Source organism: Phenylobacterium sp. (genome assembly GCF_036263695.1).
Classification (GTDB): domain Bacteria; phylum Pseudomonadota; class Alphaproteobacteria; order Caulobacterales; family Caulobacteraceae; genus Phenylobacterium.
This window is the reverse complement of record NZ_DATAGM010000043.1, coordinates 1-2,891: the sequence shown is the minus strand read 5'-3', so window position 1 is coordinate 2,891 and position 2,891 is coordinate 1. Positions and strand designations below refer to the sequence as shown.

General features: G+C 74.2%; 4 protein-coding genes. 2 read left to right on the top strand and 2 right to left on the bottom strand.

Annotated elements, in window-relative coordinates; all coding sequences use genetic code 11:
• On the top strand, nt 1-552 hold a 552-nt coding region (locus VHK87_RS01615), incomplete at its 5' end, for a recombinase family protein (RefSeq protein ID WP_329633146.1).
• 1 nt (nt 553) lies between these two features.
• Complete coding sequence (locus tag VHK87_RS01610; protein ID WP_329633145.1) at nt 554-1,192, top strand: A24 family peptidase; 639 nt, start codon at nt 554-556, stop codon at nt 1,190-1,192.
• A gap of 15 nt (nt 1,193-1,207) precedes the next feature.
• On the opposite strand, the gene gspM is transcribed toward VHK87_RS01610, so the two are convergent.
• A complete protein-coding gene (gspM, locus tag VHK87_RS01605) occupies nt 1,208-1,672 on the bottom strand; it encodes a type II secretion system protein GspM (RefSeq protein ID WP_329633144.1) in 465 nt (154 codons plus the stop codon).
• Complete coding sequence (gene gspL / locus VHK87_RS01600; protein WP_329633143.1) at nt 1,672-2,787, bottom strand: type II secretion system protein GspL; 1,116 nt, start codon at nt 2,785-2,787, stop codon at nt 1,672-1,674. The genes gspM and gspL overlap by 1 nt, the downstream gene beginning before the upstream one ends.
• Between the last annotated feature and the right edge of the window lie 104 nt (nt 2,788-2,891).

The following is a 2,891-nucleotide window of genomic DNA, read 5'->3' as shown; positions in this document are numbered from 1 at the left end:
TCCCCCACGTGGGGGACGTCGTTGCGCTACGGTATCGTTCGAGGGGTCGGGTCGCTGCCGTCAGCGGCAGCGCAACGTGAGCGCCTGCAAGCGGAAGCGTGCGATGTCCTCATCGAGGAGGGGGAGCCCACGCCCGAGAGCGAGCGGCGTCTGAACAAGCTGCTCTTCGGCGTTAAGCGGGGCGACGAGGTTCTGGTCTGCAGCCTGGAGAGCTTCATGCGCTCCACCGGCGAACTGGTGCAGCTGCTGCGCGACCTCCTGGAGATCGGCGCGACCGTCCGGATCCTCAACGGCGAGGCGGTCGCCCATGCGCTGCAGCCGTCGGAGCCGGCGACCGAGCTGCTGTCGCTGCTCGCCGAGCACGAGACCCGCCGCCCCTCGCGCCCGAGTGTGAGAGCGCCGGGGCGCATCGGCGGCGGCAGCCGGAACAAGCTGTCCAAGTACCAGGTGGATTACGCGCGCAAGCTGCACGCCGAGGGCCAATCCCTGCGCTCGATCGGCCTGCTGTTCCAGATCTCGCCGGACGAGGTCTGGGAGCTGATCGGAAGCTGACATGGCCCAGGGCGTCCACCTCGCCGCCAGCGTCGGGCTCGGCTTTCCAGTAGGCTACGTGCTCGCCGTGCTGTCGCTGCGGCTGGCGGACGCCGTCCGGGCCCCCTCCCCGGCCCGCGCCCTGGCCTTCATCCTGGGCGGAGCGGGTTGCGCGGCCTGGGCGGCCTGCCTGGGCGGCGGCACGTCCGCGCTGCTTGGGGCGCTGCTCGGATGGCAGCTGCTGCTCCTGGCCTGCCTCGACGCCGAGCATTTCTGGCTGCCCCGTATCCTCACTGTGCCGCTGATCGGCTCGGGGCTGACGGTGGCGGCGCTCGAAGGACCGGAGCGGCTGGCCGAGTGCGCCCTAGGGGCCGCGGCCGGCTTCCTGGCCCTGCGGCTGCTTGGCCTGGCCTACCGCCGCCTGCGCGGCCGCGAGGGGCTGGGCGGCGGCGACGCCTACCTGCTGGCCGGCGGCGGGGCCTGGGTCGGCTGGATGGCCCTGCCCAGCGCCCTCGTCTGGGCCGCCGCCAGCGGCCTCGCCTACGTGGCCCTGCGCGCGCTGGCCGGCCGCCCCCTCGCCCGCGACCAGCACATCCCCTTCGGCGTCTTCCTCAGCCTGGGCGTCTGGCTGGCCTGGCTCTACGGCCCGATCGGGCGATAACGCTCACGGACTCGGTCAGGGCCGCGCCAGGGTGGCATCCAGCCGCAGGCCGCCGCCTTCGCCCTTCACGACGGTGAGGTTTCTCGCCGCGAGCCCGTGCTCGCGCTGGAGGAGCCCGAGCCAGGGGAACAGGGCCGTGGCGGAGACCGCATCGGCGGCGACGCGCAGGCCCCCTTCCGGATCGGGTTCGGTGCGTGCGAGCGAAATGCCGGCGGCCATCGCGGTGGCGGCGACGGCTTCCTCCGGCGAAGTCGAGGCCGCCGGCGCCGCGGCGCGGGCCTGCAGGCCGCGGATGCGCGCGACGGCGCGGCCCACTTCAGCCTGCGTCACGAGCGCCGCGTCGTGGCGCTCCAGCGCCCGCTCCCGCACGGCGAGCAAGGGGGCGTAGAGGCCGTACCAGAGGCCGAAGGCCCCTACCGCCGCGCCCATCACCCCGAGCAGCGCCTTCTCCCGCCCGCTGCGTTCGCTCCACCAGCGCATCACGGTCGGCTCCCCACGATCACGTCGCTCATCAACCGGCCGCCCTCCTCGCGGCTCGACTCCTCGCGGAAGGCGAGGCCCGCCTTGCGCATCGCCTCGCGCAGCAGCTCCACGTCGGAATAGTTGGTGTGGCTGATCCCGGCCCGGACCTCGCCCTCCGGCGAGACGATCAGCGTCTCCACCTGCGCCTCCTGGATGGTCTCGACGGCGGCGAACAGCTGGGCGGAGGCGGAGATCGGCCCGCCGCCGGCGGCGAGCTCCAGGCCCGCCAGCCGCGCCTGCGCCTGGGCCAGCGGGTCAGTGACCGCCTGCCCGTTGGGCAGCACGGTGGCGACCTGCGCCGCCGCCGCCCGTTCGGCCGCATCGGCCGCCCGGTCGTAGCGCCAGGCCTGCACGCCCAGCACAAGCGCCGGCGCGATCAGCGCGACGGCGGCCAGCACTGCCGCCCGGCGCAGGTCGCGCGGCGCCACCTGCTCGGCGCGGGCGGGGTCGAAGTCGCCCTGCAGCAGGTTCACGGCGGGCGCGGCCAGGGCCTTGGCCCAGAGCTTGGCCAGCGCCGCCTCATCGTCGGTCCGGCGGACAGAGCGGTCGGGCAGCAGCACCTCCAGCATGTCCGGCTCGCAGGAGAAGGCGAGGCGGCGACCACGCACCGCCAGCCAGCCGCCCATGTCGGCGGCGAAAACCTCCTCGCCGTCCGGCTCCGGAAGCAGCAGGTGGTCGGGCACGACGAGGTCCGGCCGGACGCCATGCAGGCCGGCGAGGCTGGCCCAGCTCTGCATGCGGCTCTTCTCGACCGCGGCGGCCAGCCGATGGTCCTCGGCGTCGCGCGGGCCCAGCGCCAGATGGGCCTCGCCGGCCGGGCGGGCCAGGCGTTCCTCCAGCAGCAGGGCCGCGGCGGCTCTCGCCTGCACATCGTTGCGCGTCGGCAGCTGCAGCCAGTGGACGGCCACGTCCATGCCGGGCGCGACCAGCACGGTCCGGGCGCCGGCAGGGGCCGGGTTCGGGCCGATCTGCAACGTGCCGCGCTCAAAGATCCTGCCTTCGGCGTCGATCACCCGGACGGCGGGCGCCGCCTGGTGGTCCGAGGGAATGAAGATCAGTCTCCAGGCGGTCATTCTTCGGGTCCCCAGCGGCGCGAGACGAGCCGGACGCGGCCGCCCTGGTCCTCTAGCAGCGCGCTGGCGGTGACCTCGGCGTCCAGGTAGGCAACCTCAGTTTC